The following is a 22,575-nucleotide window of genomic DNA, read 5'->3' on the forward strand; positions in this document are numbered from 1 at the left end:
GTGTTCCGTGTGCCGGGGCGTGAGTTGCGCTCACCCCCGCTCGCGTCTCAGTGGAGCGGTCCGCGCGCGCCTGAGGGGAGGCGGACTCGGTCGCTCCAGTGCGCTCAGCGCTGCTGGTTCTGGCGTCGGCCCTGACCGTTGCCGCCGACCAGCGCCTCGAGCGCGGGCAGGTCGAGCAGTTCGATGTGCTTGCGGTCGACGCGCATCAGGCCGTCGTCCTGGAAGCGGGTGAACAGCCGGCTGACGGTCTCCACCGCGAGCCCGAGATAGTTGCCGATCTCGTGGCGCGACATGCTGAGATAGAAGTCGGAGGGCGAGAGCCCGCGTTTGTGCAGGCGCTGCGAGAGGCTGAGCAGGAAGGCGGCGAGACGCTCCTCGGCGTTCTTCTTGCCGAGCAGCAGCAGCATGTCGGTGTCGTGACCGATCTCCTTGCTCAGCAGCCGGTACATCTGATGCTGCAGACTGGGGATGGAGCAGGTGAGCTCCTCGAGTCGCTGGAAGGGGATCTCGCAGATCGCCGAGGTCTCGAGCACCTTGGCCGAACAGGCGTGCTCATCCTTGTCGATGGCGTCGAGACCGATGATCTCGCCGGGCAGGTGAAAACCGAGTACCTGCTCGCCGCCCTCGGGGCTGGGGGCGAAGGTCTTCACCGAGCCGGTCTTGACCACGTAGAGCGAACGGAAACGATCTCCGTCGCGAAACAGGAAATCCCCCCGATGGAGCGGTCGGGTGCGCTTGACGATGTCGTCGAGGCGCTCGACGTCCTCCTGTGTCAGCCCCATGGGCAGACACAGGGATGAGAGCGTGCAATTCTTGCATGCGACCCGAATCGTCTCTAACGAAACCACTTTTCGCTGGCTCACGACAACACACCTTTCCGCCGACTCACCCGGAATGAGTGGTCGTATTGATCTGGATCAAATATCTTCTTTTTTAACCGGAACCATCCTGGATTACAAGCCGGTTAACGTGTCGGCGTACTCGTCATGGCGACGATTACCCACAAAAAAACCGCGCCAGGACTGGCGCGGCTTCTTGTCGGCGCTGCGCTGAGCGCAGCTGCGGATTACTTGGAGCCGCTCTCCGCAGGGGCTGCCGGCGCGGCCGGTGCGCCGTAAGGCGCATAGGGGACGCCACCGTAGTAGGGCGCGCCGTAGCCGTAGGGTGCGCCGTAGCCGTAAGGTGCGCCATAGCCGTAGGGGCCGTAACCGCCGTAGTAGGGGTAGTCGTAGCCATAGCCGTAGCCACGGCCCCAGCCGCGCCCGCGGCCCCAGCCGCGCCCGCCGCCGCTCATGTTCATGTTGAAGTCGCCCCAGCCGTCTCCGAACATGTCGTTGAACCAGTCACCCCAGCCGGAGCCGTAGCCGGGGCCGTAGCCACCCCAGCCGGGGCCGCCCCACCATGCCTGGGCGGTGTTCATCGAGAAGGCAGCGGTACCGGTGATGGCAGCGATACCGATCACTTTCGCAAGCTTATGCATATTGCCACTCCTGACTATTGAAATGCTTCAGCCGTTGTGGTCCGCCCGCCGGGGCGGAGGGGCGCGTCGGTCTGCGAGACGAGGCGCAAGCGGAATATACGCGGCACGCCTGGCTTTGTGAAGGCGACGGGGTGGCGAATCGTGTACGTCGGGTCGGGCTCGGCAACCCATGATGCGCCGCGGATTGAGCCGAGCACGCGATTTTGGTAGTTTGTCCGGGCATTCGGGCGACCGCCCTCGACTCCCTCCTGCTTCCATATGACAAAGTATATTTTCATCACCGGCGGTGTTGTCTCATCGCTGGGAAAAGGCATTTCCTCGGCATCGCTCGGCGCACTCCTCGAGGCGCGTGGCCTGAAGGTCACGATGATCAAGCTCGACCCCTACATCAACGTCGATCCGGGCACCATGAGCCCGTTTCAGCACGGTGAGGTCTACGTGACCGATGATGGGGCCGAGACCGATCTCGATCTGGGCCACTATGAGCGTTTCCTGCGCACCCGCATGGGTCGCAACAACAACTTCACCACCGGCCAGATCTACGAGAGCGTGCTGCGCAAGGAGCGCCGCGGCGAGTATCTGGGCCGCACCGTGCAGGTCATCCCGCACATCACCGACGAGATCAAGCAGAGCATCCGGCTCGGCGCCGAGGGCGCCGATATCGCGATGGTCGAGATCGGCGGCACCGTCGGCGACATCGAGTCGCTGCCCTTCCTCGAGGCGATCCGTCAGATGCGCGTCGAGGAGGGTCGCGAGAACGCGATGTTCATGCATCTCACCCTGGTGCCCTATATCCGCACCGCCGGCGAGATCAAGACCAAGCCGACCCAACACTCGGTCAAGGAGCTGCGCTCGATCGGCATCCAGCCCGACATCCTGCTGTGTCGCGCCGAGCATCTGCTGCCGGAGGACGAGCGGCGCAAGATCGCGCTGTTCACCAATGTCGACGTGGCGGCGGTGATCTCGGCGATCGACGCCGACAACATCTACCGCATCCCGCGTCTGCTCCACGCCCAGGAGCTCGACGCCCTGGTGGTGCGCCAGTTCCAGCTCGACGTGCCCGAGGCCGACCTCAGCGAGTGGGATCGGGTACTCGACGGCTTCGACAAGCCCGAGCACGCGGTGCGCATCGGCATGGTCGGCAAGTACATGGACCTGACCGAGGCCTACAAGTCGCTCTCCGAGTCGCTGGCCCACGCCGGAGTGCACACCTCGACCAAGGTCGAGGTGGTCTATGTCGACTCCGAGCAGGTCGAGCGCGAGGGCACCGCCTGTCTCGAGGGGCTCGACGCCATCCTCGTCCCGGGCGGCTTCGGCGAGCGCGGCGTCGAGGGCAAGATCGCCACGGTGCGCTATGCCCGCGAGAACCGCGTGCCCTATCTCGGCATCTGTCTCGGCATGCAGGTGGCGGTGATCGAGTACGCCCGCGATCTGGTCGGTCTCGAGGGCGCGCACAGCACCGAGTTCGATCCCAAGACCCCGCATCCGGTGATCGGCCTGATCACCGAGTGGCGCGACGACCAGGGGCGGGTCGAGACCCGCGACGCCGACGGCGACCTCGGCGGTACCATGCGTCTCGGCGGTCAGAACTGCCGACTCGAGCCGGGCAGCCTGGCGCGCAGCGTCTACGGCGAGCCGCAGGTGCGCGAGCGTCATCGTCACCGCTACGAGTTCAACAACCGCTACCTCAACCAGATGAAGGACGCGGGGATGCGTTTCTCCGGCTGGTCGCTCGACAACCGGCTGGTCGAGATCGTCGAGATCCCCGACCACCCCTGGTTCATCGCCTGCCAGTTCCACCCCGAGTTCACCTCGACCCCGCGTGACGGCCATCCGCTGTTCCGTGGCTTCGTCGAGGCGGCGCTCAAGCAGCGCCAGCTCACCGGCGGGCAGGACGACTGATGCGCCTGGCGCACTTCGAGGTCGGACTCGACCGGCCACTGTTCCTCATCGCCGGCCCCTGCGTGATCGAGAGCGCGGGGCTGGCCGAGGAGACGGCCGGACGGCTCAAGGAGATCACCGACGCGCTCGGCATCCCCTTCGTCTACAAGTCCTCCTTCGACAAGGCCAACCGCTCCTCGCTCGGCAGCTTCCGCGGCCCGGGCATCGAGCGTGGTCTGCAGATCCTCGAGGCGGTGCGCCAGCGCATCGGCGTGGCGGTGCTCACCGACGTGCACGAGGACACCCCGCTCGACGAGGTCGCGGCGGTGGTCGACGTGCTCCAGACCCCCGCCTTCCTCTGCCGTCAGACCAACTTCATCCGCGCCGTGGCCGCGCAGGGCAAGCCGGTCAATCTCAAGAAGGGGCAGTTCCTCGCCCCCTGGGACATGAAGCACGTGGTCGACAAGGCCCGTGACACCGGCAACCAGCAGATCATGGTCTGCGAGCGCGGCGTCTCCTTCGGCTACAACAACCTGGTCTCGGACATGCGCGCGCTGGCGGTGATGCGCGAGACCGGGTGCCCGGTGGTGTTCGACGCCACTCACTCGGTGCAGCTGCCCGGCGGCCAGGGCACGAGTTCGGGCGGTCAGCGCGAGTTCGTGCCGGTGCTGGCGCGCGCGGCGGTCGCCGCCGGCGTCTCCGGGCTGTTCATGGAGACCCACCCGGACCCCGATCAGGCGCTCAGTGACGGTCCCAACGCCTGGCCGCTGGGACGGATGCAGGCGCTGCTCGAGACCCTGGTCGAGCTCGACCGCACGGTCAAGCGCAGTGGTCTGATCGAGCAGAGCGGGTCCGAGTCGTCGAGTTGAAGGGGCCCGCGTCAGACCTGGCGCGCGCCAGACATCCCAGAATTCATCATCGACCCTAATTTCTGAGGAGAATCGAAGCATGTCCGAGATCGTCGACGTCCGTGCCCGCGAGGTACTGGACTCCCGGGGTAACCCGACCGTCGAGGCCGATGTGATCACCGCCGATGGTGCCATCGGTCGCGCCATCGTGCCCTCGGGCGCCTCCACCGGCTCGCGCGAGGCGCTGGAGCTGCGCGACGGCGAGGCCGAGCGCTTCTGCGGCAAGGGTGTGCGCACCGCGGTGGCCAACATCCAGGGCGAGTTGCGCGAGGCGCTGATCGGCATGGACGTGCTCGACCAGCAGGCGCTCGATCGCCGCATGATCGAGCTCGACGGTACCGACAACAAGGGCCGGCTCGGCGCCAACGCCCTGCTCGGGGTGTCGCTGGCCAACGCCCATGCCGCCGCGCAGGAGAAGGCCGTGGCGCTGTTCCGCTCGATCTCGAGCGGTCCCTACCGCCTGCCGGTGCCGATGATGAACATCATCAACGGCGGCGAGCACGCCGACAACAGCGTCGACTTCCAGGAGTTCATGATCATGCCGGTGGGTGCCACGAGCATCCGCGAGGCGGTGCGCTACGGCGCCGAGGTCTTCCACGCGCTCAAGTCGGTGCTGCACGCCCGTGGCCTGGCCACCAGCGTCGGCGACGAGGGTGGTTTCGCCCCCGACCTGGAGTCCAACGAGGCGGCCATCGAGGTCATCCTCGAGGCGATCGAGAAGGCCGGCTACAAGGCCGGTGAGGACATCTTCCTGGCGCTCGACGTCGCCGCCTCCGAGTTCTACGAGGACGGCCAGTACCACCTCAAGGGCGAGGGCCGCACCCTCGACGCCGAGGGCATGGTCGACCTGCTCGAGTCCTGGGTCGATCGCTACCCGATCCTCAGCATCGAGGACGGCCTGGCCGAGGGTGACTGGGACGGCTGGAAGACGCTCACCGAGCGTCTCGGTGCGCGGGTGCAGATCGTCGGCGACGACCTCTTCGTCACCAACACCAAGATCCTGCGCGAGGGCATCGACAAGGGCATCGCCAACTCGATCCTGATCAAGGTCAACCAGATCGGCACCCTCACCGAGACCCTCGAGGCGATCGCCATGGCGCACGCCGCCGGTTATACCGCGGTGGTCTCGCACCGCTCCGGCGAGACCGAGGACACCACCATCGCCGACCTGGTGGTCGCCGCCGGCACCGGTCAGATCAAGACCGGCTCGCTGTCGCGCTCCGATCGCATCGCCAAGTACAACCAGCTGATGCGCATCGAGGACCAGCTCGGCGACGAGGCCGTCTACGCCGGTCGCGACGCCTTCAAGTGGCTGTGAGCGACGATCCTGGTCGTCGCTGAGCCTGCTCCGGGCCACCGTTCTCGAGCACCTCATCCATGCGCCTGCTGATCGCGTTGCTGGTGTTCGTGCTGTTGGCGCTCCACTACCGGCTGTGGGTCGGTGAGGGGAGTCAGGCCGAACTCGCCGCGCTGCGCCAGGAGATCGCCGCGCAGCGCGGCGAGCTCGAGCGTCTCGGTGCGCGCAACGCCAAGCTGCGCGCCGAGGTGGTCGATCTCGGCAGCGGGCTCGAGGCGCTCGAGGAGCGTGCCCGCGCCGAGCTCGGCATGATCCGGCCCGGAGAGACCTTCCTGCAGGTGATCGAACCTCGCCGCTCCGAGGAGCCCCCGCATTGACCGCCACACCCGCCTTCTGGGCGGTGATCCCCGCCGCCGGCGTCGGCCGACGGATGGGGAGCGCCATCCCCAAGCAATACCTCGAACTCGCCGGCCGACCGGTGATCGAGCACACCCTCGAGTGCTTCATCGACCACCCCGCCATCGCCGGGGTGGTGGTCGCCGTCGACCCCGCCGACCCCTATTGGCCGGAGACCCGCTACGCCACCCATCCCCGGGTGATCCGCGCGCCGGGCGGCGCCGAACGCTGCAACTCGGTACTCAACGGGCTCGAGGCGCTGAGCGCGCACGCCGCCGCCGACGACTGGGCGTTGGTGCACGATGCCGCGCGCCCCTGCCTGCGTCGCTCGGATCTCGACGCCATGCTCGAGGGGCTAGCCGATGATCCGGTCGGCGGCATCCTCGCGGTGCAGGTGCGCGACACCATGAAGCGTGCCGGGACCGAGGGACGGATCGAGACTACCGTCGAGCGCAGCGCCCTGTGGCACGCCTTCACCCCGCAGATGTTCCGCCTCGGGACGCTGCGTCAGGCGCTGCGCCAGGCGCTCGCCGAGGGCGCGCTGGTCACCGACGAGGCCTCGGCGATCGAGCGTCTGGGGCAGGCCCCGCGGCTGCTCGAGGGGCAGTCGGACAACCTCAAGATCACCCGTCCCGAGGATCTGGCGCTCGCCCGCTTCCATCTGCAGCAGCAGGGTCGCCTCGACTGAGGCCCGCCGCTGCACCGGGGCGAGGGACGCGTCCCGGTTTCCTTCAATCTGCCTTCGGAGAATGCGCTCCATGTTGATTGGTCAGGGTTTCGATGCCCATCGTTTCGCCCCCGGATGCCGACTGGTGCTCGGCGGTGTGGAGATCCCCCATGAGCTGGGACTGACCGCCCACTCCGACGGCGACGTGCTGATCCACGCGCTGTGCGACGCCCTGCTCGGCGCCGCCGGGCTCGGCGACATCGGCCGTCACTTCCCCGACAACGATCAGGCCTATGCCGGGATCGACAGCCGCATCCTGCTGCGTCGGGTGATCGCCAGCCTGCACGAGCGCGGCCTGCGGGTGCACAACGCCGACATGACGCTGATCGCCCAGCAGCCCAAGCTCGCCCCCTATATCGACACCATGCGCGAGGTGCTCGCCGGGGACCTGCAGTGCGATCCGGCGCGGGTCAACGTCAAGGCCACCACCATGGAACAGATGGGCTTCACCGGTCGCGGCGAGGGCATCGCCGCCTCGGCCTCGGTGCTGTTGGTCGAATGAACCAGCCGCCGCTGCCCGGGCACATCCCCTTCGCGCGGTTGCCGCGCGCCCATGGCGCGCCGCTCGGGCGCGGCCGGCTGCGGGTCGAGCCGGAGGACTTCCAGGTCGAGGAGCGGCTCGCCTTCGACCCCGACGACGACGGCGAGCACCTGCTGCTGTGGGTGCGCAAGCGCGAGGCCAATACCGAGTGGGCGGCGCGGCGGCTGGCCGCTTGCGCCGGGGTGGCGGTCTCGGCGGTCGGCTATGCCGGGCTCAAGGACCGTCACGCGGTCACCTGGCAGTGGTTCTCGCTGCCGCGCCCGCGTGCCGGCGAGCCCGACTGGTCGGTGCTCGCCGCCGACGGCATCGAGGTGCTTGAGGTCCACGCCCATCGGCGCAAGCTGCGTCGCGGCGCGCTGATCGGCAATCGCTTCCGTCTCCTGGTGCGCGACCTCGCTCCCGCCCCCGAGGCCTTGGCCGAGCGGATCGCGGTGATCGGTGCGCGCGGCGTGCCCAACTATTTCGGCGAGCAGCGCTTCGGGCGCGATGGCGGCAACCTCGTTCAGGCCCATGCGCTGTTCAGCGGGGCGCCGGTGCCCCGGGTCTCGCGTCATGTCCGCGGTCTGTGGCTGTCGGCGGCGCGCTCGCAGCTGTTCAACGAGGTGCTCGCCGGACGGGTGGCCGACGCCTGCTGGGATCGGCCGCTCGCCGGGGATCGCATGCAGCTCGACGGCTGTAACTCGCACTTCGCCGTCGAGGCCGTCGATGAAACGCTGCTGACGCGCTGTGCCCGACTCGACGTACACCCCACCGGCCCGCTGTGGGGCGAGGGCGCGCCGCCGAGCCGGGACGCGGTGCTGGCACGTGAGCAGGCGGTGGCCGCGGCCTTCCCCGGCTGGCCCGAGGGGCTGGCCGCGGCGGGGCTGGCGCAGGAGCGGCGCGCGCTGCGTCTGCCGGTGTTCGATCTCGTCGCCGAACAGGTCGACGGCGGCGTGCGCCTTGCCTTCGAGTTGCCCGCCGGGGCCTATGCCACCGCGGTGCTGCGCGAGCTGCTCGACGACTGGAACGACGCCGCTTAGCGCGGCCCGAAGCGTGCGGCGAAGGCCTCCGGGGTGAGCGGCGGCGCGCACAGATAGCCTTGATAGGCCTCGCATCCCCGCTCGCGCAGGAACTCCAGCTGCGCCTCGGTCTCGACGCCCTCGGCGACCACGCGCAGTTTCAGGTTGCGCGCCATCGCGATGATGGTGGCGGCGATCTCCATGTCGTCGCGCTGTGCCGGGATGTCGCGCACGAAGCTGCGGTCGATCTTGAGTTCGTCGATGGCGAAGCGACGCAGATAGGCCAGCGACGAGTAGCCGGTGCCGAAGTCGTCGATCGACAGACGGATGCCGAGCGCGCGCAGTGCCTGGAGGCACTGCTCGGTCTCGTCGCCTCCCATCAGCATGCTCTCGGTGAGTTCGAGCTTGAGCCGGTGCGCCGGCCAGCCGGTCGCGCTGAGCGCCTGCTCGATGCGACCGACACAGTCGGGCTGCAGCAGCTGGCGCGCCGAGAGGTTGACCGCGATGGTCTCGAGCACCAGCCCGGCGTCGAGCCAGCGCATCCCCTGACGGCAGGCGGTGTGCAGCACCCAGTCGCCGAGTTGCAGGATCAGTCCGGTCTCCTCGGCCAGGGGGATGAAGCGCGTCGGCGCGACCAGCCCCTGGTCGGGCGTGTTCCACCGCACCAGTGCCTCGCAGCCGACCAGCGCGCCGCTGACACAGTCGAGCTGCGGCTGGAAGTGCAGCAGGAACTCCTCGTTTTCCAGGGCATGGTGCAGTCGCGCCTCCAACTCGAGTCGCTCGGCGGCCTGGGCGCTCAACTCCGGGGTATGGAAGCCATAGCTGCCGCGTCCCTGCGCCTTGACCTGATAGAGCGCGACCTCGGCGTGCTGGATCAGCTCGCTGGCCGAGCAGCCGTCCTGTGGATAGACCCCGATGCCGATGCTGGCGCCGACATGGACCTCGTGGTTGCCGGGCAGGGTGAGCGGCCGTCGCAACAGCTCGAGCAGGTCGCGGGCGACGCTCGCCGCCTGGCGCGGCTGGTGCAGCCGTTCGAGCACCAGCAGGAACTCGTCGCCGCCGAGCCGCCCGAGGGTGTCGCCCTCGCGCAGCCGGGTCGCGAAGCGTTGCGCCAGGCGTTCGAGCAGGTTGTCGCCGGCGGGATGGCCGAGGCTGTTGTTGATGTGCTTGAAGCGGTCGAGATCGATCAGCAGCACGGCGATGTGGTGACGATGACGCTGCGCGCGCTCGAGGGCGTGGCTGAGTCGTGATTGCAGCAGCAGCCGGTTGGGGAGCCCGGTGAGCGGGTCGAAGTGCGCCAGGCGTTCGCGTGCCGCCTCCGAGTGCCTGAGCTGGCTGAGATCGGTCATCACCCCGACATAGCGCTCGGGGTTGCCGGCGGTGTCGGTGACCAGGCTGATCGACAGCAGCACGGGGCGCACCTCGCCGCTCTTGGTGCGGTTCCAGATCTCGCCTTGCCAGTGTCCGTGTTCGAGCAGGCTGGCCCACAGTTGCTGGTAGAAGGCGCGTCCCTGACGCTCGGAGCGCAACAGGCTGGGATTGCGACCGATGACCTCCGCGGCGCTGTAGCCGGTGATCTGGGTATAGGCCGGGTTGATCGACAGGATTCGGGGGCTGAGATCGGTGATCACCACGCCCTCGTGGGCGCTCGCCAGGACCGCGGCCGATTGGCGTAGCGCGTTGGCGGTGCGCGCACGGGTGACCGCCAGCGCGGCGAGCTGGGCGAACTCGGCGATATGCACCTGGGTGGCGGCATCGGGCAGGCCGGGGGTGGAGCGATAGACGGCGAGTATGCCCAGCGCCTCGCCGGTGTCGTCGTGAAAGGGGAAGGACCAGCAGGCGCGCAGCCCCGCCGCCTGGGCCTGTTCGAGGCAGCTTCGCCAACTGGGGTGCGTGCTGATGTCGGCGACCAGCGTCGGATGGGCGTCGTGGAGTGCCGTGGCGAAAGGCGCCTGCTCCGGGGCGCAGTCGTCGAGTGCTGCGTTGAACTGGGGGGCGAGCCGCGGCGCGGCACAGGTACGCAGGCGCGTGTCGAGCGGAGCGCGAACCAGTACCGAGACCCGCAGCCGGTGGTCGACCTGCTCGAGCCGGGTGGCGATCTCGCCGAGCAGCTCGGGCAGGCCGCGCTCGTTGAGCAGGCCGTCGAGTACCGTCATGCGGGTCTCGCGGAAGTGTTCGGCGCGTTTGCTGTCGCTGATATCACGCCAGGCGCCGATCACCTCGGTGCGGGCTTCGTTGTCGTGGCGTAGTACGCGCAGCTCATCCTCGATCCAGTGTACGTCTCCGGCATGATCGAAGAACCGGTACTGGTGTCGCAACTGCCCCAGGGTGACGAGTTGGTCCATCGCGCGACAGGCCTGCTCCCGGTCGTCGGGGTGGAGCTGGCCACGCCACCAGGCGGGGTGCAAGGCCTGGTGGCGGGTGAAGCCGAGCAGTGCGGTGACGTTGTCGCTGACCCAGGTCGGCTGTATCTGGTGCTGGTCGATGCCCAGGGTGTAGAGCACCACCGGACTGGCCTCGAGCATCAGCCCGAGATGGGTCGAGGTCTGGCGCAGTGCGGCACGCTCGCGGGCCAGTTCGGCCTGGTGAGCGATGCGTTCGAGCGTGGCGGTGAGCTGGTGGAGATAGCCGGGCTGCTTGAGGACATAGGCGTCGACCCCGAGCTGGAGCGCGCGCGCGACCACGCGTTCGCCCCCTTGCCCGGAGACGATCACCACCGGCAGTGCGAAGTCGCGGTCGTCGCGCAGCTGCTTGAGCGCCTCCAGCGCATCCAGACCGGGGAGGCGGTAGTCGAGCAGCAGCACGTCGAAGATCGAGGTGTCCTCGGTGGTGCTCGGTAGCTGGTCGAGCGCCTCCTCGGCGCTGCCGACCAGGGTGAGGTGGATGTGGGGGGCGTGACGGGCGAGGTGGCGGGCGGTGAGGTCGGCGTCGTCGGCGTTGCGCTCGGCATAGAGGACGCGCAGCCTGAGTCCGTGACGCGCCTCGGCGTTGCGGAAGCGTCGCAAGGCGCGGGCGAGCCGACCGGGGAGTTCACGGGCCTCGATCTCATCCTTGATCAGGTAGTCGTCGGCGCCGGCCTGGAGCGCGCCGGCCGCACTGTCGGTATCACCCGCGCCGGTGAGCACGACCACGGCCAGGGGGAAGTGCTGCTCACGGATCCAGTCGAGTAGCTCCAGCCCCGAGCCATCCGGCAGCCCCAGATCGAGCAGCACCAGATGGTAGCGCTCCGGGTGGCGCAGTCGCGCCTTGGCCTCGGCGAGCGTTGCCGCATGATCGACGCCGATCCGGGGTGCCGAATGGGCCAGCCGCTGGCGTGTCAGCTCGAGGTCGGTGACGTCGTCTTCGACGTAGAGGATGTCCATGGTCCTAGCTTGGGGGCCTGTTGATGCAGCACCAATAGCGATTGATCTGATGCAGACCTTCGAGAAAGCGCTCGTAGTTGATCGGCTTGACGACATAGGAATTGGCGCCGAGGTCATAGGCGGCCTGGATGTCGCGTGGCTCGTCCGACGAGGTCAGCACCACCACCGGGATCAGGCGCCCGGGCTCGCTGCGCCGCAGTCGTCTCAGGACCTCGAGCCCGTCGATCCCCGGCAGCTTGAGGTCGAGCAGGATCAGTTGCGGCGGGGGCTGGGTGCCGCGCTCCCAGTGCTCGACCCTGGCCAGGACCTCCTCGCCGTCGCGTGCGACGCTGATCCAGTCGGGGTCGATGTGGGGGGTGAGCGCGCGCAGTATGAAGTCGAGATCGACCGGGTCGTCCTCGACCAGCAGCATCGAGCAGTGCGGTCCGGCACTCATCGTGATAGCTCCAGATAGAAGGTTGCACCATGCCCGGGAGCGCTCTCGGCCCAGACCCGCGCCCCCATGCGTTGGGCGGCCTTGTGTACGATTCCCAGGCCGACTCCGGTGCCCGGATAGTCCTCGGCGCGGTGCAGGCGCTGGAAGACCTCGAACAGGCAGTCGTGGAAACGCATGTCGAAGCCGATACCGTTGTCCGAGATCGCCATCACCACCCGCCTGCCCTGATCCCGGGCGAGGATCCGGATGCGTGGTCGTGGGGTCGCGTCGCGGCTGAACTTGATGGCGTTGTCGACGAGGTTGCGGAGGATGATCTGCAGTCCGTCGGGGTCGGCCCTGACGGTGAGTTCGGAGACATCGACCTCGAGTTCGATGTCGCGCTCGACGATCAGCGCGTGTCGTTCGGCGAGCACCATCTCGATCACCCCGCCGAGTTCGACCCGGCGTCCGGTCAGCACCTGGCGCTCCATCCGCGAGTAGGTCAACAGGTCGTCGATCAGCGCGCGCATCTGCTCGACGCCACGGCGGATGTTGGCGATGAAGGTGGCGGCCTCGGGCGAGAGTTCGGCGCCATGCTGTTCAAGGAGTAGCTGGCTGTAGCCGTCGATGCCGCGCAGCGGCGCCTTGAGGTCGTGGGAGACGGAGTAGGTGAAGGTCTCGAGTTCGCGGTTGAGCGCGGCCAACTCCTCGGTGCGGGTCGCCACCCGTGACTCGAGCTCGGCGTTGAGCCGCCGGATCTCGTCCTGCTGGCGTTGGCGCTCGGTGATGTTGCGGGCGATGCCGAGGACGCCGGTGAGACGCCCGGCGCCATCGTAGACCGGGGTCTTGATGGTCTCGGCAAGCTCTTGGTGACCGTCGCTGGCGAAGGTGATCCACTCGTCGTTGCGTCTGGCGCGACCGGCGGCGAGTGCGGCCTGATCCTTCTCGCGGAAGAACCTTGCCAGTTCCGGGGCGACGAAATCGGCGTCGGTACGGCCGACGATCTCGTGCTCGGGGGCACCGAAGAAGGACTCGAAGCGCGGGTTGCAGATCAGATAGACGCCGTGCGGATCCTTCAGCCACACCAGGTCGGGGAGGTTGTCGAGCAGGGCGCGCAGTTGCGCCTCGCTGTTGGCACGTCGCTGACGGCTATTTAGCAGCAGGTGCAGTAGTCCCCCGGTCACGAGCGCGGTGATGATGCCGCCGAGTCGAATCAGCCAGCTCGGCCAGGACGAGGAGTGCCAACCCTCGGTGGGAATGGCGGCAAGCTCCCAGGTGACCCCTGGTAGAGCTACCGTCGCGGTCACCGGGGCGAGCCGAAAGACCTCGGGATCGCCGAATACCATCCGTGGTGGGGCGATGTGTTCGTGTCGAGCGCGCAGCCCGAGACGTAACTCGGTATTGGCTGCGGTCAAGCCGCTGACGCGGTAGAGTCGCTCGACATCGATCACCGCTGAAACCACTCCCCAGGTCCCCGGTCCTTGCGCGGTGGCGACGAACACCGGGGTGCGGGCGATCAGCCCGACGCCCCCCTGGATCAAGGGCAGTGGGCCGTCGACCACGGTCTGGCCGCTCTCGATCGCCTGTAGCGCAGCGAATCGCTGCTGCGGGTGGTTGCGGTAGTCGAGTCCGAGCGCCGCTTCGTTGCCGTTGAGCGGGTGGATCATCCTCACCACCAGGTCGGGGGCTGCGGCGACATTGCGCAGCAGCTGTTGGTGCTTGGTGAGGTCGGTGACGATCTCGGTGAAAGCGGTCTGGTCGAGATCGGGCTGGGAGGCGATCAGGGCGCTCAGTGCGCGGGTGAGTAGCAGGTCGCTCTGCAGCATGCCCTCGAGTCGGCCGCGCAGCGCCGAGACGCGATCGACGACGGAGTGACGGAGGAGCTCCTGCCGGTGGGCCGTGGCGAAGTGATCGAGCAGCCCCGTGGTCGCCAGAATCGGCGCCATCACCAACACGACCGCCAGCGGATGTTGCCCGCGGTGGGGTGCGCCGTGGGGGGCAGGGGGGGGCGGCGACTCCATGAGTCAGGTGTTGTTGATGTGTGCTGGGCCACCAATTGATTTGGCTCGGTGGTGCTGATGAGCCCTGGTTGGTGGTGAGACTCGAAGATCGTTGCTGAGCTTGGTACGCATGGCTTCCTCGGGACAGGAGTGCTATCGACTAGCATAATCCACACCTTGCACAGGGCGCCGGTGGACTGGCGCGCTGACGGGGTGATACCGTCGACACTATTTTCATCCATTGCAATCGCTCAACGGGGCTGCCAGCCTCTCATGCATATCGTCGATGGTGTCCTCTCCATGCCGGTCCTGCTCGGCTCCGGTGTCCTGGCGCTCGCCGGGGTCGGTCTCGGGCTGCGCGCGCTTGACGAGTCGAGCATCCCGCGCGCCGGGCTGCTCACCGCTGCCTTCTTCTCCGTCTCCCTGATTCATATCCCGTTGGGACCGACCAGTGCGCACCTGTTGCTGACCGGGCTGATGGGCGTGCTGCTCGGCTGGGCGGTGTTCCCCGCGATCTGTGTCGGCCTGCTGCTGCAGGCGCTGTTCTTCGGCTATGGCGGGGTGACGGTGCTCGGCGCCAATACCCTCAATCTGGCGCTGCCGGCGTTGCTCTTCGGTCTGGCCGGCCGCGCCGTGTTGGCGCGGCTGCGCCCCGCTGCCCTGTCCTGGTGGGTGATGCCGCTCGGTGCCTTGGTCGGGGCCGGCGCCTTCGCCGGCTCGGCGTTGCTGGTGGCCGGGTCGCTGGCGGCCAGCGGCGAGGGGTTCTGGGCGGCGGCCCGTCTGGCGCTGATCGCGCAGCTGCCGGTGGCGCTGATCGAGGCGGTGGTGACGGCCGCGGCACTGCGACTGCTGTGGACGGTTCGGCCCGAGCTGCTGGCGCGATCGGCGCGCGCCTGCTGAGGCGATGCCGGGGAGCCGTGCCGGTGCCGCGTCGCGCGGGCCCGATCCTCGGGTGCGGCTGCTCTGCTGTCTGGGCTGGGCGCTGGTGGTGGTGGGGCTGGAGGGCTGGGCGGCGCTGTCTGCTGCCTTGCTCGCCGGCGTGCTGCTGACACGGTGGGCGGGCATCGCGCCGCGCCGTCTGGTGCGCCTGGTGCTGGTCTTCGAGGGCTTGATGCTGCTCACCCTCGGGCTGTTGCCCTTCACCGTTCCGGGGCAGCCGCTGTGGCAGGGCGGTGGGTTGGTGCTCAGCGAGCAGGGACTGACCCTCGCCGGGGTGATCGCCGCGCGCGCCAGCGCGGTGGCGCTGGTGACGTTGGCGCTGCTCGCCGGGGTCGGCGCGGACGGGCTCGGCGCGGCGCTGCGCGCCCTGCGGGTGCCCGGTGCGCTGATCGAGTTGCTGCTGCTCAGCGCGCGCTATCTCGATGTGCTCGCGCGCGAGCAGACGCGGTTGCGCGCGGCGATGCGCGCCCGTGCCTTTCGTCCACGCAGCGATCTTCATACTTTGACCAGCTATGGTTTCCTCGTCGGGATGCTGTTGGTGCGCGCGCTCGAGCGCGCCGAGCGGGTGGGAGCGGCGATGCGCTGTCGAGGTTATGCCGGGCGCATGCCGCTACCCGAACTGGCGCCGCTGCGTGGCGCTGATCTCGGGTTCGCGGTCGGGTTTGCGCTGCTGCTGGCGGTGTTGATGGTGCTGGAGCATGGTTGAAGGGGATGGCGTGAGCGCGCGCGCCGGCTCGCCGCCGGCACGCGCCGAGCTGGTGGGAACGGGCGCGCGCGCGGTGTTGCGTCTCTCCGGCGAGTGGCGGCTGGCCGGCGCCCCGCCAGCGGCTGAGGTGGTGGTGGCGCGTCTTGCGCGCGCGCAGGTGAGTGAGCTGGCCTTCGACACCACAGGTCTCGGGGGCTGGGACTCGAGCCTGCCGAGTCTGCTGCTGGCGGTGCGCGCGCACTGCCGGGCGCACGACATCGAACTGGCGCCTGCAGGACTACCCGAGGGGGTCGGCGCGCTGCTGACGCTGGCCGAGGCGGTGCCCCTGCAGTCCGCGCCTCCCATCGATGCGCGCCCGCGCGTGCGCCCGCTGGCCCGGCTCGGCAGGCGGGTGATCGACGCGTCGCGTGCGAGCGGGGCGCTCTTCGCCTTCGTCGGCGAGGTGGTGCTGGCGCTGGGGCGATTGGCGCGGGGGCGGGCGCGCTTCAGACGCGCCGAGTTCTGGCTGATCGTCCAGCAGGTCGGCGCCGAGGCGCTGCCGATCGTCAGCCTGGTGAGCTTCCTGGTGGGGCTGATCCTCGGGTATATCGGCGATCAGCAGCTGGCGCGCTTCGGCGCGCGCATCTATGTCGCCGACCTGGTGGGGCTGGCGGTGGTGATGCAGATCGGCGCCCTGGTCACCGCCATCGTGCTCGCCGGACGTACCGGCGCGGCCTTCGCCGCCCAGCTCGGCAGCATGCAGGCCAACGAGGAGATCGACGCGCTGCGCACCCTGGGGATCGACCCGGTCGAGTTCCTGGTGCTGCCCAGGCTGCTCGCGCTGATCGCGATGACCCCGCTGCTCGCGCTCTATGCCGATCTCATGGGCATCCTCGGCGGCGCCTTCGCCGCCGCCGTGGTCGGTGGCATCAACCCCACCGAGTACGCGGTGCAGACCGTCCAGGCGGTGGGCTGGAACCACTTCGTCCAGGGTCTGATCAGCGCCGGGGTCTATGGCGCGGTGGTCGCCGTCTCCGGCTGTCTGCGGGGGATGCAGAGCGGTCGTGATGCCGCTGCGGTGGGCGCCACCACCACCTCGGCGGTGGTCACCGCGATCCTCCACATCGTCATCGCCGCGGCGGTGCTGACGGTGCTGTTCGACGCGGTGGGACTGTGAGCGCGCGGGCGCAGATCCGTCTCGAGCGGCTGAGCGTCGGCTATGGCGGGCGCGCGGTGCAGCGTGATCTCGATCTGGAGATCCGGCGCGGCGACATCTTCGTGATCATGGGCGGGAGCGGTTGCGGCAAGAGTACGCTGATGCGCGCCATGACCGGGCTGTTGGCGCCGCTGGCCGGGCGTATCCTGTTCGACGGCGAGTCGTTCTGGGAGGTCTCGCCGGCGGCGCGCGCGCGTCGCATCCGCCGTCACGGGGTGATGTATCAGGGCGGGGCGCTGTGGAGTTCGATGACGCTGGAGGAGAATGTGGCCTTGCCGTTGCAGCAGTACACCGACCTCGGACCGCGCCAGGTCCGTGAGCTGGTCGACTACAAGCTCGCGCTGGTCGGGCTGGGCGGGTGCGGGGCGCTCTATCCGGCCGAGATCAGCGGCGGCATGCGCAAGCGCGCCGGGGTGGCGCGGGCGATGGCGCTCGACCCCGAGGTGCTGTTCTTCGACGAGCCCTCGGCGGGGCTCGATCCACTGAGCGCACGCCTGCTCGACGAGCTGATCGTCGAACTCAAGCACAGTCTCGGCACCACCATGGTGGTGGTCACCCATGACCTGGCGAGCATCTTCGCCATCGCCGACGAGGCGGTCTTCCTCGATGTCGAGCGCGGCACCATGCTCACCACCGGTGACCCGCGCTGGTTGCGCGATCATGCCGCCGATGCGCGGGTGCGCGCCTTCCTGCGCCGGGGGGTGGCATGAGTCGTCGCGCCAGCCCCACCCTGATCGGCGCCTTCGTGCTCGGCGCGCTGGCGCTGTTGGTGTTGGCGCTGATCCTCTTCGGCGGCGGCGCGCTGTTCCGTGAGCGGGTCGGCCTGCTGACCTATTTCCCCGGCTCGGTGCAGGGGCTGTCGGTCGGCGCCGAGGTGCAGTTCCAGGGGGTGACGGTGGGGCAGGTGACCGCCATCGAGCTGGACTTCTCACCCAGCGACGGTGCGGTGCGCATCCCGGTGCGCTACGAGGTCTGGCCCGAGCGGGTGCGTATCAGTCAGGGTACCGAGCCGCGTGATGCGCGCGTGGTGCTGCGCGAGCTGGTGGCGCGGCGCGGGCTGCATGCCCGGCTCGAGTCGCTGAGCTTCGTCACCGGTCAGTACGTGGTCGCGTTGAACCTCGATCCGGCGCTGGTCGACGAGGTTCCCGCGGTGGCTGCCGCCGCGGGCGGGGACGATGTGGTGGTGCCGGCGCTGCCGGCAATCCGCGATCAACTCGGCGAGATGCTGGGGAACCTGCGTCTGGACGAGCTGGTCGATGAGGCGAGCGCTGCCTTGCGCGGTCTCGGCACCTTGCTCGGCTCGGACGAGGCCGGCGCACTGATGGGCAATCTCGACGCCACCCTGACCGGAATCCGCGCCCTGGCCGAGACCCTGGAGCGGCGGCTGCCGCCGCTCGTCGGACGGCTCGACCAGACCCTGGTCGCCTATGAGCGCCTGGCGCGGCGTATCGATGGCGAGGTGGTGCCGGTGGCCACCCGTATCGGTGAGACCAGCGCGGCCCTGACCCGGCTGGCCGAGACGCTCGAGGCCGAGGTCGGACCGCTCTCCGGTGCCGCGCGCAGCACCCTGGGGCAGGCCAGCCAGACGTTGCGTCATCTCGATGGACTGGTCGAGGATGGGCGTGGCACCCGCGTGCGACTCGACCGCGCGCTCGCCGAGCTGACGCGCTCGGCGCGTGCGCTGCGCGAGCTGGCCGACTATCTGGAGCGCCACCCCGAGGCGTTGCTGCGCGGCAAGTGAGTGCTCAGTCCGGTGACGCGGGCGTGGTGACGGCCTGCGCCTGGATGTCCTGGGTCTGGGGTGACTGGGGCGCGAGTGTGGTCTGGACCCCGCCGAAGAGGACGGCGGCGAGTGCCAAGGCTCCGAGAATACCCATGTTACGGCTCCTGGGTTGGTGGTGGATCGCATCGAAGAATCTCACCGTCCCTGGCGTGGATCGGTCGAGTCAATAATATAAGAATGCACTAATATTTTGAACCCATCTCGATGGAGGCTTGCCATGACCGACTCCGGGGGGACCAGGGATGGACGCCGGCGCGCCCGCCCGATCCTGATCTGGACGGTCGTCGCGGTGCTGGTCGCGTTGCCGGCCGCCTGGCTGGGGGGGCGTGGACTGCTGAGTGGTCTCGGTACCGATGCACGCTGGGCCGATCCCGATCCGCATTGCGACCTCGCCAGCCGCGACTGCACGCTGGCCCTTCCCGGCGGTGGCGGGGTCCGTCTGGCGGTGGCACCGCGCGACCCCATCCCACTGGTCACGCCCTTGCGGCTGCGGGTGGAGGTCGAGGGGCGTGAGGTCGGCGCGGTAGCGGTCGACTTCGTCGGCGTCGACATGGAGATGGGCTATAACCGCGCGCAACTCGACCCCATCGGCGCGTCGCGTTTCGCTGGCGAGGCCATGCTCCCGGTCTGTGCGCGCACCCTGATGCGCTGGGAGGCGCGGGTGTTGCTCGAGACCGCGGATGGCCTGCTGGTCGCTCCCTTCCGCTTCGAGACCCAGCGTTAGCCTTTAGCCGCCAGCCGCCAGCCGCCAGCCGCCAGCCGCCAGCCGCCAGCCGCCAGCCGCCAGCCGCCAGGATTCAACCGCAAAGCCGCGAAGCACGCAAAGTGAGTGACGTGTGATGTCGGCGTGAGGCCACAGGCGGCGCGGGTCCGCACCCACTGGCGGCTGATCGCTGACGGCTGGCGGCTTATTCCCCTTTGCCCCCTTCGCGCCTTTGCGGTTCCGCTCCTCTGATAGCTGATAGCTGATAGCTGATAGCTGGTAGCTGGTAGCTGCAAAAGGAACGCCGCCCGACCCCGAGGGATGCGAGCGGCGCAGGGAGAACTCGGGGGCCTGGTGGTGGCCAGGGTGGTGGCCAGGCCCGGTGCGGTCGCCACGTCCCTGTGGCGGTCGACCGCGGGTGGTCAGGTCGGGTTCAGCCGACCCATTCGTAGAGTTCGATCGCGGTCGGGTCGCAGCTGCAGCAGCCGCTGCAGGGGGTGCCGCCGGGCAGCTTGCGCACCCGGCCCTTGCGTTCGAGCAGCTCGAGCATGCCGCGCAGCGCCTCGGGGTCGGTATCGAACCGGTAGGAGAGGTCGCGCAGCGCGGCGCGCCCCTGGGTGCGCAGATGACTGGTGAGATCGGACATGATCATGGGTGTCCCTCCGTCGGTTCAGGCCGGGTCGCGCGCCGGCGTGGCGAGTGCCGGGTCACGTCGCGACCACCAGCGCATCCCCAGCACGGTGGCGAGGAAGAGCGCGGTCATGATGCCGATCCAGATCGACGAGCTGACCGGGTCGCGGGCGAAGATGGCTGCCTGGTAGAAGATGGTCGCGCTCACATACCCCAGGCCGGTGGTCCAGAGGGCGGCGAACAGCGCCCAGCCGCCACTGGTCTCGCGGGCGATGGCGCCGATGGCGGCCACGCAGGGGAAATAGAGCAGGATGAACAGCAGATAGGCGAAGGCCCCGGCGGCGCCGTCGAAACGCTCGTGCATGGCGCCGAAGGTGGCGCTGGTGACCTCCTGCTCGGCAGCGGCCAGTTCGGGGTCGCTGACCTCGCCGATGCCGACGCCGAGCGGGTCGGACCAGGTGCCAAGCGCATCGCCCAGTGCCGCCGGGATGGTGGCGAGCGCCTCGGTGAGACCGGCGCCGAGGTCGTAGGGCGCGGCCTCCTCGTCGCTCGCCTCGGGGTCGGCGCCGAGCGCCGAGTAGGTGGCGTCCAGGGTGCCGACCACCGCTTCCTTGGCGAGCACGCCGGTGAAGATGCCGACGGTGGCCGGCCAGTTCTCGGCGTCGAGACCCATCGGCGAGAAGGCCGGAGCGATGGTGCGACCGATCTCGGCGAGCATCGAGCTGTCGCTGTCCTCGTTGCCGACGCTGCCGTCGGTGCCGAGGCTGTTGAGCACGTTGAGCACCAGCACCATCGGCACGATCACCTTGCCGGCGCGGAACATGAAACCGCTGGTGCGCTCCCAGGTGCGGCGCAGCACGCCGCCGAGGGTCGGCAGGTGATAGGGCGGCAGCTCCATCACGAAGGGCATCGCCTGGCCCTCGAGCAGGGTGCGCTTGAGCAGGAAGCCGGTGAGCACGGCGGCGAGGATGCCGATCAGATAGAGTCCGAAGACGACGTTCTGACCGCCGACCGGGAAGAAGGCGGCGGCGAACAGGGCATAGACCGGCAGCCGCGCGCCGCAGGACATGAAGGGTGCCATCAGTACGGTGAGGATGCGGTCGCGCGGCTGCTCCAGGGTGCGCGCGGCCATGATCGCCGGCACGTTGCAGCCGAAGCCGACGAGCAGCGGCACGAAGGACTTGCCGGGCAGTCCGATCGAGCGCATGAAGCGGTCCATGACGAAGGCCGCGCGGGCCATGTAGCCCGAGTCCTCCAGCACCGACATGAACAGATAGAGGAAGGCGATCACCGGGATGAAGGTGGCCACCACCTGGATACCGCCGCCGATGCCGTCGGCCAGCCCGAGGACCGCCCACTCCGGGGTGCCGAGACCGGCGAGCAGGTGCGCCACGCCGTCGACGAAGAGGGTGCCGGCGGCGATGTCGAAGAAGTCGATGAAGGCCCCGCCGATGTTGATGGTGAACATGAACATCAGGTACATCACCGCGAGGAAGATCGGGATGCCCAGGGCGCGGTTGAGGATCACCCGGTCGATGCGGTCGGAGAGGCTGCGCGGCATCTCGCCGCTCTGTGTCAGCGAGGCCTGGGTGACGGCGTGGGCGAAGCCGTAGCGGGCGTCGGCGATGAGGATGTCGATCTGCTCGGCGTCCTCGCCGAGCAGTGCGGCGACCTCGTGCGCGGGCACGGTGTCGCCGATCAGCTCGCGGGCGAGGTCATCGCCTTCGAGCAGACGGGTGGTCAACCAGCGCGCCGGATCGCCGTGCCTGCTGGCGATCGGCTCGATGCGCTCGTGCAATTGCTCGATCACGCGCTCGAGCGCCGGGGCGTAGTCGATCCGCGCCTGCGGGATCGGCGGGTGCTCGACGGCCTGTTGCAGCGCCGCGCGCAGGGCGTTGAGCCCGTCGCCGGTGGTCGCCACGATCGGCACCACCGGACAGCCGAGGCGCTCGGCCAGTGCGGCGGCGTCGACCCGCAGCCCGCGTTCGGCGGCGACGTCCATCATGTTGAGCGCGACCACCATCGGTCGCTCCATCTCCAGCAGTTGGGTGGTGAGATAGAGGTTACGCTCGAGGCTGGCGACGTCGACGATGTTGAGGATCAGGTCGGCCTCGCGGGCGTGGACGAAGTCGCGGGCGATGCGCTCGTCGAGCGAGACCGCGCCCTCGCTGACATCCAGCGAGTAGGTGCCGGGCAGGTCGATGAGGGTGTAGTCGGCCCCCTCGAAACGGAAGTGACCGGTCTTGCGTTCGACCGTCACCCCGGGCCAGTTGCCGACGCGCTGACGCGAGCCGGTCAGCGCGTTGAACAGGGTGGTCTTGCCGCAGTTGGGATTGCCGATGACCCCGATGCTGTGCGTCGTTGATGTCGTCATGCCCGCTCGACCTCCAGGATGGCTGCCTCCTCGCGGCGCAGGGTCACGCGGGTGCCGCGCACCCGCACCTCCACGGGATCGCCCATCGGGGCCACCCGGACCACCTCCAGGGCGGCCCCCGGGGTCAGTCCCATCGACAGCAGCTTGCGGCGGTAGGCATCGGCGCCCGGGCGATAGCCGCGGACGGCCCCGTGGTCTCCGACGACGAGGTCTTTCAGGGTCGTGTTCATGGTGACGTCT

At 68.9% G+C, this 22,575-nt stretch carries 23 protein-coding genes; 14 read left to right on the forward strand and 9 right to left on the reverse strand.

What is annotated here, in order from left to right; genetic code table 11:
• Window positions 1-104 precede the first annotated feature (104 nt).
• Window positions 105-863 carry a fumarate/nitrate reduction transcriptional regulator Fnr gene (gene fnr, locus EBL84_RS06480; protein WP_062275660.1) on the reverse strand — a complete coding sequence of 253 codons (759 nt, stop codon included), beginning with the start codon at window positions 861-863 and terminating at the stop codon, window positions 105-107.
• Between fnr and EBL84_RS17055 the strand changes: the two genes are divergently transcribed.
• Complete coding sequence (locus EBL84_RS17055) at window positions 805-1,053, forward strand: hypothetical protein (RefSeq protein WP_165913445.1); 249 nt, start codon at window positions 805-807, stop codon at window positions 1,051-1,053. The two genes, fnr and EBL84_RS17055, sit on opposite strands and share 59 nt — an antisense overlap.
• 13 nt (window positions 1,054-1,066) lie before the next feature.
• Here EBL84_RS17055 and EBL84_RS06485 read toward each other — a convergent pair whose 3' ends face one another.
• Window positions 1,067-1,480, reverse strand: a complete 414-nt coding sequence (locus tag EBL84_RS06485; protein WP_123140073.1) for a sulfur globule family protein — start codon at window positions 1,478-1,480, stop codon at window positions 1,067-1,069.
• Window positions 1,481-1,738: 258 nt separating this feature from the next.
• Here EBL84_RS06485 and EBL84_RS06490 point away from each other — a divergent pair, with 258 nt between their 5' ends.
• From EBL84_RS06490 to truD, 7 genes are all read left to right on the forward strand, one after another.
• Complete coding sequence (locus tag EBL84_RS06490; RefSeq protein ID WP_190287899.1) at window positions 1,739-3,382, forward strand: CTP synthase; 1,644 nt, start codon at window positions 1,739-1,741, stop codon at window positions 3,380-3,382.
• Entirely contained in the window at window positions 3,382-4,230 is an 849-nt protein-coding gene (kdsA, locus tag EBL84_RS06495) for a 3-deoxy-8-phosphooctulonate synthase (RefSeq protein WP_123140074.1), read from the forward strand. Before EBL84_RS06490 ends, kdsA begins: the two co-directional genes overlap by 1 nt.
• 79 nt (window positions 4,231-4,309) lie before the next feature.
• On the forward strand, window positions 4,310-5,587 hold the full coding sequence (gene eno, locus EBL84_RS06500) for a phosphopyruvate hydratase (protein ID WP_062275654.1): 1,278 nt from the start codon (window positions 4,310-4,312) through the stop codon (window positions 5,585-5,587).
• Window positions 5,588-5,646: 59 nt separating this feature from the next.
• A complete protein-coding gene (ftsB, locus tag EBL84_RS06505; RefSeq protein WP_123140075.1) occupies window positions 5,647-5,943 on the forward strand; it encodes a cell division protein FtsB in 297 nt (98 codons plus the stop codon).
• Window positions 5,940-6,650, forward strand: coding sequence for a 2-C-methyl-D-erythritol 4-phosphate cytidylyltransferase (gene ispD / locus EBL84_RS06510; RefSeq protein WP_123140076.1), 711 nt, complete (start codon window positions 5,940-5,942; stop codon window positions 6,648-6,650). The genes ftsB and ispD overlap by 4 nt, the downstream gene beginning before the upstream one ends.
• 70 nt (window positions 6,651-6,720) lie before the next feature.
• Window positions 6,721-7,191, forward strand: a complete 471-nt coding sequence (ispF, locus tag EBL84_RS06515) for a 2-C-methyl-D-erythritol 2,4-cyclodiphosphate synthase (RefSeq protein ID WP_062275677.1) — start codon at window positions 6,721-6,723, stop codon at window positions 7,189-7,191.
• Window positions 7,188-8,249: a tRNA pseudouridine(13) synthase TruD gene (gene truD / locus EBL84_RS06520; protein ID WP_123140077.1), complete on the forward strand. Its 1,062-nt coding sequence runs from the start codon at window positions 7,188-7,190 to the stop codon at window positions 8,247-8,249. The genes ispF and truD overlap by 4 nt, the downstream gene beginning before the upstream one ends.
• On the opposite strand, the gene EBL84_RS06525 is transcribed toward truD, so the two are convergent.
• Genes EBL84_RS06525 through EBL84_RS06535 form a run of 3 tightly spaced genes read right to left on the reverse strand, consistent with a single transcriptional unit; the run spans window position 8,246 to window position 13,951 of the window.
• Window positions 8,246-11,590, reverse strand: coding sequence for an EAL domain-containing protein (locus EBL84_RS06525; RefSeq protein ID WP_123140078.1), 3,345 nt, complete (start codon window positions 11,588-11,590; stop codon window positions 8,246-8,248). The genes truD and EBL84_RS06525 overlap by 4 nt on opposite strands.
• 4 nt (window positions 11,591-11,594) lie before the next feature.
• Entirely contained in the window at window positions 11,595-12,026 is a 432-nt protein-coding gene (locus tag EBL84_RS06530) for a response regulator (RefSeq protein ID WP_123140079.1), read from the reverse strand.
• Complete coding sequence (locus tag EBL84_RS06535) at window positions 12,023-13,951, reverse strand: ATP-binding protein (protein ID WP_223806965.1); 1,929 nt, start codon at window positions 13,949-13,951, stop codon at window positions 12,023-12,025. The genes EBL84_RS06530 and EBL84_RS06535 overlap by 4 nt, the downstream gene beginning before the upstream one ends.
• A 327-nt stretch (window positions 13,952-14,278) precedes the next feature.
• Here EBL84_RS06535 and cbiM point away from each other — a divergent pair, with 327 nt between their 5' ends.
• From cbiM to EBL84_RS06560, 5 genes are read left to right on the forward strand one after another with little or no spacing between them, the layout of a single operon-like run.
• Window positions 14,279-14,905, forward strand: a complete 627-nt coding sequence (gene cbiM, locus EBL84_RS06540; RefSeq protein ID WP_123140080.1) for a cobalt transporter CbiM — start codon at window positions 14,279-14,281, stop codon at window positions 14,903-14,905.
• Between the two features lie 4 nt (window positions 14,906-14,909).
• Entirely contained in the window at window positions 14,910-15,650 is a 741-nt protein-coding gene (gene cbiQ / locus EBL84_RS06545) for a cobalt ECF transporter T component CbiQ (protein ID WP_123140081.1), read from the forward strand.
• Window positions 15,643-16,806: an ABC transporter permease gene (locus tag EBL84_RS06550; protein WP_123140082.1), complete on the forward strand. Its 1,164-nt coding sequence runs from the start codon at window positions 15,643-15,645 to the stop codon at window positions 16,804-16,806. Before cbiQ ends, EBL84_RS06550 begins: the two co-directional genes overlap by 8 nt.
• Window positions 16,803-17,555 (forward strand): ABC transporter ATP-binding protein, encoded by a 753-nt coding sequence (locus tag EBL84_RS06555; RefSeq protein ID WP_123140083.1) that lies wholly within the window; start codon window positions 16,803-16,805, stop codon window positions 17,553-17,555. The genes EBL84_RS06550 and EBL84_RS06555 overlap by 4 nt, the downstream gene beginning before the upstream one ends.
• Window positions 17,552-18,586, forward strand: a complete 1,035-nt coding sequence (locus EBL84_RS06560) for an MlaD family protein (RefSeq protein ID WP_123140084.1) — start codon at window positions 17,552-17,554, stop codon at window positions 18,584-18,586. Before EBL84_RS06555 ends, EBL84_RS06560 begins: the two co-directional genes overlap by 4 nt.
• Before the next feature lie 4 nt (window positions 18,587-18,590).
• On the opposite strand, the gene EBL84_RS17480 is transcribed toward EBL84_RS06560, so the two are convergent.
• Entirely contained in the window at window positions 18,591-18,722 is a 132-nt protein-coding gene (locus EBL84_RS17480; protein WP_255419368.1) for a hypothetical protein, read from the reverse strand.
• Window positions 18,723-18,845: 123 nt separating this feature from the next.
• Here EBL84_RS17480 and EBL84_RS06565 point away from each other — a divergent pair, with 123 nt between their 5' ends.
• Window positions 18,846-19,352, forward strand: coding sequence for a hypothetical protein (locus tag EBL84_RS06565; RefSeq protein WP_223806966.1), 507 nt, complete (start codon window positions 18,846-18,848; stop codon window positions 19,350-19,352).
• A 412-nt stretch (window positions 19,353-19,764) separates the two neighbouring features.
• Here EBL84_RS06565 and EBL84_RS06570 read toward each other — a convergent pair whose 3' ends face one another.
• From EBL84_RS06570 to EBL84_RS06580, 3 genes are read right to left on the reverse strand one after another with little or no spacing between them, the layout of a single operon-like run.
• Window positions 19,765-19,983, reverse strand: coding sequence for a FeoC-like transcriptional regulator (locus EBL84_RS06570; protein WP_062274077.1), 219 nt, complete (start codon window positions 19,981-19,983; stop codon window positions 19,765-19,767).
• A gap of 18 nt (window positions 19,984-20,001) precedes the next feature.
• Window positions 20,002-22,335: a Fe(2+) transporter permease subunit FeoB gene (gene feoB, locus EBL84_RS06575; RefSeq protein ID WP_123140085.1), complete on the reverse strand. Its 2,334-nt coding sequence runs from the start codon at window positions 22,333-22,335 to the stop codon at window positions 20,002-20,004.
• Entirely contained in the window at window positions 22,332-22,565 is a 234-nt protein-coding gene (locus tag EBL84_RS06580) for a FeoA family protein (protein ID WP_005222635.1), read from the reverse strand. Before EBL84_RS06580 ends, feoB begins: the two co-directional genes overlap by 4 nt.
• Window positions 22,566-22,575 lie beyond the last annotated feature (10 nt).

This window comes from Marichromatium sp. AB31 (assembly GCF_003718685.1).
Taxonomy (GTDB): Bacteria; Pseudomonadota; Gammaproteobacteria; order Chromatiales; family Chromatiaceae; genus Marichromatium; species Marichromatium gracile.